This is a genomic window from Thiomonas sp. 13-64-67, assembly GCF_002282795.1.
In the GTDB taxonomy this organism is placed as follows: domain Bacteria; phylum Pseudomonadota; class Gammaproteobacteria; order Burkholderiales; family Burkholderiaceae_C; genus Thiomonas; species Thiomonas arsenitoxydans.
In genome coordinates this window covers 46,627-52,745 of sequence record NZ_NCKP01000007.1, presented here as the reverse complement: position 1 = coordinate 52,745, position 6,119 = coordinate 46,627, and the positions used below count along the sequence as shown (strand labels likewise).

Annotated in this window: 9 protein-coding genes; 8 read left to right on the top strand and 1 reads right to left on the bottom strand. The window is 65.5% G+C overall.

The window, feature by feature from the left end:
- Positions 1 to 220 (bottom strand): hypothetical protein (locus B7X30_RS03290; protein ID WP_286728998.1); only part of this gene is annotated, 220 nt, incomplete at its 3' end.
- A gap of 23 nt (positions 221 to 243) precedes the next feature.
- Here B7X30_RS03290 and B7X30_RS03285 point away from each other — a divergent pair.
- The 8 genes from B7X30_RS03285 (at position 244) to rlmH (ending at position 6,107) form a co-directional block, all read left to right on the top strand.
- Positions 244 to 1,449, top strand: coding sequence for a DUF3987 domain-containing protein (locus B7X30_RS03285; RefSeq protein ID WP_353681909.1), 1,206 nt, complete (start codon positions 244 to 246; stop codon positions 1,447 to 1,449).
- Positions 1,450 to 1,654: 205 nt separating this feature from the next.
- Complete coding sequence (locus B7X30_RS03280) at positions 1,655 to 2,062, top strand: hypothetical protein (protein WP_286728996.1); 408 nt, start codon at positions 1,655 to 1,657, stop codon at positions 2,060 to 2,062.
- A gap of 32 nt (positions 2,063 to 2,094) precedes the next feature.
- Positions 2,095 to 2,334, top strand: coding sequence for a hypothetical protein (locus B7X30_RS03275; protein ID WP_286728994.1), 240 nt, complete (start codon positions 2,095 to 2,097; stop codon positions 2,332 to 2,334).
- Positions 2,331 to 2,849: a hypothetical protein gene (locus tag B7X30_RS03270; RefSeq protein ID WP_286728993.1), complete on the top strand. Its 519-nt coding sequence runs from the start codon at positions 2,331 to 2,333 to the stop codon at positions 2,847 to 2,849. The genes B7X30_RS03275 and B7X30_RS03270 overlap by 4 nt, the downstream gene beginning before the upstream one ends.
- Before the next feature lie 388 nt (positions 2,850 to 3,237).
- Positions 3,238 to 4,167: an oxygen-dependent coproporphyrinogen oxidase gene (hemF, locus tag B7X30_RS03265; protein ID WP_286728991.1), complete on the top strand. Its 930-nt coding sequence runs from the start codon at positions 3,238 to 3,240 to the stop codon at positions 4,165 to 4,167.
- On the top strand, positions 4,164 to 4,790 hold the full coding sequence (gene nadD / locus B7X30_RS03260; RefSeq protein WP_156054628.1) for a nicotinate-nucleotide adenylyltransferase: 627 nt from the start codon (positions 4,164 to 4,166) through the stop codon (positions 4,788 to 4,790). The genes hemF and nadD overlap by 4 nt, the downstream gene beginning before the upstream one ends.
- A 13-nt stretch (positions 4,791 to 4,803) precedes the next feature.
- On the top strand, positions 4,804 to 5,577 hold the full coding sequence (rsfS, locus tag B7X30_RS03255; RefSeq protein ID WP_286728988.1) for a ribosome silencing factor: 774 nt from the start codon (positions 4,804 to 4,806) through the stop codon (positions 5,575 to 5,577).
- A 59-nt stretch (positions 5,578 to 5,636) separates the two neighbouring features.
- The gene (gene rlmH / locus B7X30_RS03250) at positions 5,637 to 6,107 is read left to right on the top strand and encodes a 23S rRNA (pseudouridine(1915)-N(3))-methyltransferase RlmH (protein WP_286728986.1); all 471 of its coding nucleotides are present in this window, start codon (positions 5,637 to 5,639) and stop codon (positions 6,105 to 6,107) included.
- Positions 6,108 to 6,119: the final 12 nt, after the last annotated feature.

The following is a 6,119-nucleotide window of genomic DNA, read 5'->3' as shown; positions in this document are numbered from 1 at the left end:
TCGTGCATAGAACTCCTGACCGTTCCCGGTCAAAAGTCCGCTGCACAAAGGGCGGCCAACCCAATGAACTGGTGCAGTCGTCTTTTGAAAATGACAGCAAGCCCTGGAGCGCGCCCGCGCCTTGCTGCTGCCGCAGATCGATGGCACCGACGCCCCCTATCCGCTTGACGCCCTGGGGCCGCTTGCCGACGCTGCGCGCGACTTGGCCGAAGGCGCGCAAGTCTCGCCCGCTATGGCCGGGCAATCCTTGCTTGCAGCCGCATCGCTGCTAGCGCAAGGCGTGGCGAACGTGCGAACGTGCGCACACTTGCAGGCAACGCCGCGCCGCTGAGCCTGTATGCCCTGACCGTGGCGAACAGTGGCGACGGCAAGGACACCGCAGACCGCCCGGCGCTGCGCCCGATCCATGACCACCAGCGCGAAGCCGGAAAGCGTCATGCGCAGGACATGGCCGCCTATGAGGACGCCAAGAGCCAGCGCAAGAAAGGCGACCCGCCGCCCGATCATCCCGGCCCTTCGCCCTACCGCATCGCCGCTGACCTGACCATTGAAGGCATGCGCCGCAGCTTTGCCGAAGGCATCGCCGCACAAGGCATCTTCTCGACCGAGGCCGGGGCCGTGCTCGCTGGGCACGCCATGACGCCAGAGCAGCGCACCAAGACCGCCGCGAACCTATGCGGGCTGTGGGATCGGGGGCACCTGTCCGTGGTGCGTGCTGGTGGAGGCCGTACCGAGCGTTACGGGGTGCGTCTGTCAGCGCATCTTCTGATCCAGCCCGCCGCATTGGGCGATGTGCTCGCTGATGAAGTGCTTTCAGGCATCGGGTTTTGGCCGCGCTTTCTGCTGGCCTGGCCCGCACCCCTTGCACCGCGCGTATTCAAGCCCTGGCGACCTGAAAACAGCCCGGCTATCCGGCAGTATTGGGCCGACTGCACACGCCTGCTATCGCGCCCACTGCCGGACGATTGCGACGGGCTGCCGGTGATTGAGCTTGACGCGCAGGCCACCCAGCGCGTGGCTGCGTTTTTTGAGGACATGGAACAGCAGGGCCGCATGGGCGCGCTGCGCGAAGTGCAGCCCTTCGCCCTGCGCGCCACCGAGCAGGCTTGCCGCATTGCTGGTGTGCTGGCGTGCTTTGCTGGCGCTGACGTGATCGACGATCAGACCGCCGTCTGTGGTGCAGCACTCTCGGCGCACAGCCTGGACAACTGGCAAGCCGCCCTATCGGGCAAGGCCGATCCTGCGCCAGTATGGGCGCTGACGCTGTATCGCTGGCTGGTGGAGCGTGTGGGCTGGGTGAGCTTGCGCGATGTGTCGCGCCTTGGCCCGAACAGCTTACGGGCGCTCGACCGGCGCAATGAGGCTATCGACCGCCTGGAAGCGCTCGACCTGGTGGAGTTCGACGGCGGCAACATCAAAGCCACAGGGGTTGACCATGCGCGCCGCTGACATCGTTCGCCGCATTTGGGGTGATTCCCCCCTTGCGACACCTGCGACACCTGCGACATCTGCGACACCCCCGCATTCTTCACCCGGTCTGTCGCAACTGTCGCAACTGTCGCAGGGGGTAGCGCAGGGGAATTGCTGCCCGCCTGTCGCAACTGTCGCAACTGTCGCAACTGTCGCAACTGTCGCAGAGGGTAGGGCAAGGGAATTGCTGCCCGACCTGCTGGCGCAGCATGGCGGTTTTCCCGGTATCGACTGGCAAAGGCTGGCGCTGATCGACGCCACCACATCGGCGCTGTGGATCGTTCAACGCCCGGACGGGCTGCTGACCGTGCTCGCCACCGTTGACCCGATCCGCAAGCCCCTGAGCTACCGGCAGGCATGGCCCGCGAAATTCACCGGCCCCGAACCTGCCGATGATGCAGCGCCAGCCGCAGCACAGGCTGCGCAAACCGCTATCGAGAAAGCCCGGCAAAGCTGCTGGGACTGCCGACACCTGGACACCCACCCGCGCCCGACCTGCGCGCTCAGGCATCCCGTCGGATGGCAAACGGCACAGACGCGCACCTACCCCCGGCGCTTCGACGCCACAGACTGCGGAGACTTCGCCCCATGACTGCGCGAACCAAAATACTGCAAGTTGTTGAAATGCCCGATAGAACCCGGCACCCTATCCCCCGCCTGGCGACCGCTGCCGATGTGCGTCGGGAGATGGCCGATCTGTACCGACAGGCCCGCACCGGCCAAGTGGAAATAGGCGACGCCTCCCGTCTGGCGTACATCCTCACGCAACTGGCGACGATGCTGCGCATTGACGATCTGGAGCAGCGCACCGCCGCCCTGGAGCGTGCCCTACGCCTACAAAACGAGAAAGCCGCCAAGCCATGACCGTGACCGACAAGCTGTATTCGACCCTTGGCCCGGCTGCGCGTGTTGTCGCCGTGGTGTCTGCAATGGCCCGCCGCGATGATCCAGAGACCACCCGCCTGATGCAAACCGCACCGCTGGCAACGTACCGAGCGCATGACCTGGAATTCTGGCGACTGCTGCACTGTGCCGAGCGCATGGCGCTGCATGCCGCGCTGCTGATCGAGCCGGAAGTGATCCGCTACGTCGCTCACCTGGGCATACTGGTTCACATGACAAGTGGCGACGAATGCGGCCCGGAAGAATTCGACCGCCTGACCGAGAGCATTGCGGAGATCAGCGCCAGCATTCGGGCATATTGGCTGGCCTATTCCGACGCCTGCGCAGACATCGGCATTGATCCTGACGAACTGCTGCGAGGCGTAGGCGCGGAGCTATCCGACCATGCGCGCGTGCTGATCGCAAAGGACGTGGAGCCTGACCCGGAATTGCTCGCCAGCGCCACCGACCTGATGCGCCAGCTTGCAGGCCGCTGAGCGATTCTCAAAACAAACCCCATAGGCGGATGCGCACGATCTACGCGCCGCTTATCTTGCATTCACTTTTCAGCCCGATCTGTCGGCACTGAACAACACCCGCCGATACACTGCGCGCCTGCTGATGCTGGGCTGTTTCTGTGGTCTGACGCAGGGGCAGCGACGCCTAGCAGACGGTATTTTCGACGGCATTCACACTGTCTCACGAATATAAAACCTTTTTATTTCAGTCACTTAGCCGGATAGTCCGATTGCCCCTCGGCCAAACACCCAAGCCCAAGCCCAGGCCAGCGCCTGGGCTTTTGTTTTGCGCGTCGGGCGCTCGGCAATCGTGAAAGAATTGTGACCTTCTGAAATGAGCCCGGCGCATGGCGCGGGCTTTACTGTCATGCAAACCGCCGCAATGCAAACCGAACAGGTCCGCTCTTACCTTCTCGATCTCCAGGCCCGCATCCTCGAAGCGCTTCAAGCCGCGGACGGTCAGCCCTTTCGCCGCGATACGTGGACGCGCCCCGCCGACTCGCCGCTACAGGGCGAGGGCATCAGCAGTCTGATCGAGTTTGGCGGTCTGCTCGAGCGCGGGGGCTGCAACTTTTCGCATGTGCGCGGCCCCAAGCTGCCGCCTTCGGCCACGCAGCACCGGCCCGAACTGGCGGGAGCGCCGTTTGAGGCGCTGGGCATTTCGCTGGTGTTCCACCCGACCAACCCCTATGTGCCGACGGTGCATATGAATGTGCGCATGCTCATGGCCGAGCCCGAAGGCCAGGCGCCGGTGGCGTGGTTCGGCGGCGGCATGGATCTCACGCCTTATTACGGCTTCGAAGACGACGCCCGCCACTTTCACCGCACCTGCCAGGCCGCGCTTGCGCCATTCGGCGATGAACACTATCCGCGCTTCAAGGCGTGGTGTGACGAATACTTCTTTCTCAAGCATCGCAACGAGCCGCGCGGCATCGGTGGTGTGTTTTTTGACGATTACAACGAGGGCGGCTTCGAGCAGAGTTTCGCCCTGATGCGCGCCGTGGGCGATGCCTTCCTGCCGGCCTATGTGCCCATCGTCGAGCGGCGTCGCGCCCTGCCCTACGGCGAACGCGAGCGCGACTTCCAGGCCTACCGCCGCGGGCGCTATGTCGAGTTCAATCTGGTGTGGGATCGCGGCACGCACTTCGGTCTGCAGTCGGGCGGGCGCACCGAATCCATCCTCATGTCGATGCCGCCTATTGTGAAGTGGCGCTATGACTGGCACCCCGAGGCGGGCTCGCCCGAGGCGCAGCTGTACGACACCTTTCTCAAGCCGCGGGATTGGGCCGCTGCATGAATGGCGTCGCCTCGGCAAAGCCCCGGCGCATCGGTTTGCTCGGCGGCAGTTTCGACCCGATTCACAACGCACACCTGCAGCTCGCGCAGAGCGCGTGCAGCGAGTTGGCGCTCGACGCTGTCTGGTTCATCCCCGCCGGGCAGCCTTGGCAGCGCGACCCGCTGGCGGCGAGCCCGCAACAGCGTTGGGACATGGTGAATCTCGCCATCGCCGGACGCACCGGCCTGCGCGCCTGCGACATCGAGCTCAAGCGTCAGGGGCCGAGCTACACCATCGACACCGTGCGCGAGTTGCGCGCCGCGCATCCAGACGCGGCGTTCACCTTCATTCTGGGCGCCGATCAGTTGCGCAACCTCCCGACCTGGAACGGCTGGGAAGATATCGTGGCCGAGGTCGATCTGGCCGCCGCGCGCCGACCGGGCTACGACGACAAGGCGCCGCCTCAACTCCTTGAAGCCCTGGCCGCCAGTGGGCATCTCCTGCACCGCCTGTCCATGCCCGAGATTGATCTCTCGGCCACGCGCATCCGCCGCCATCTCGCCCAAGGCGAATCGCTCGCCGGGCTGGCGCCTGCCGCTGTGGCACACTACATTGATCAACATCGCCTTTACACGCACTCATAACGCACTCATCAGCATGGATATCCGCAAACTGCAACGCACCATCGTCGACGCTCTGGAAGACGTCAAGGCCCAGGACATCGAGGTGTTCAACACCGAAGAACTCACCAGCCTGTTCGACCGGGTCATCGTCGCCAGCGGCACGTCCAACCGCCAGACGCGCGCGCTGGCCAGCAGTGTGCGCGACAGCGTGAAAGCCGCCGGATTCGCGGTGCGCAATCCCGAAGGCGAAGAGACCGGCGAGTGGGTGCTGGTGGACTGCGGCGCCGCGGTAGTGCACATCATGCAGCCCGCGATCCGTGCGTATTACAAGCTCGAAGAACTGTGGGGCGCCAAGCCGGTTCACCTCAAGCTCGGCGGCGCCAAACGGGTCGGCGCGAAAGTGGCCGCCAAGGGTCCGGACAGCCGCCCCGACAAGCCCGAAGACGACACCAAGGCGCCAGCTCGGAAAACCGCGGCCCGCAAGAGCGCGGCCAGCAAAACCGTCGCCCGCAAGCGTCCTGCCGCCAAGAAGGCCGCGGCGAAAACCGCCCCCGTGCGCACCTCGCCGTATGGCGAAACCGGCACCGAGAAAAAACGCGTGACCCGCGTGGTCGGCACGGCTGCGGGCGCTCGCTCCGCCCCGGTGACTCCAGCCCGCAAGCGGGCACAGCCCGCCGAGGCACCGGTTGCCGCCAAACGACCCGCCGCGCGCAAAACCACCGCCGCTGCGGCCAAGCGCCCCGTAGCCAAGAAAGCTGCGTCCCCAACGCCGACCAAGCGCGTTGCGGCCAAAAAGCGGGCGTCCTGACCGCCTCGTGGCCGTTTTGTGAACACCTCGCGGCTGGCTGACCCGCCGTCGGGCTCCGCATGAAACTCTGGCTGCTCGCCGTGGGTCAGCGCATGCCGCGCTGGGTGGACGAAGCGTATGCCGACTACGCCAAGCGCCTGCCGCCCGAAACGCCCCTGCTGCTCAAGGAGATCAAGGCAGAGGCGCGCAGCTCCAGCATCAGTGCCGAAGCGGTGATGGAACGCGAGGCGCAGCGCATCGAGGCCGCCGTGCCAGCGGGCGCGCGCCTCGTCACTCTCGATGAACGCGGTCAGCGACTCACTACCGCCGCGCTGGCTGAAGCCTTGCAGCAGTGGCGCCAGGAGGGCCGCGACGTCGCGCTGGTCATCGGTGGCGCGGATGGCCTTGCCCCGCGCCTTAAACAGAAGGCCGACACCTTGCTGCGGCTCTCCGATCTCACCCTGCCCCACGGCCTCGTGCGGGTGCTGCTGGCCGAACAGCTCTACCGTGCCCACAGCCTGCTAAGCGGCCATCCCTATCACCGCGCCTGACGGCCTGCCGCC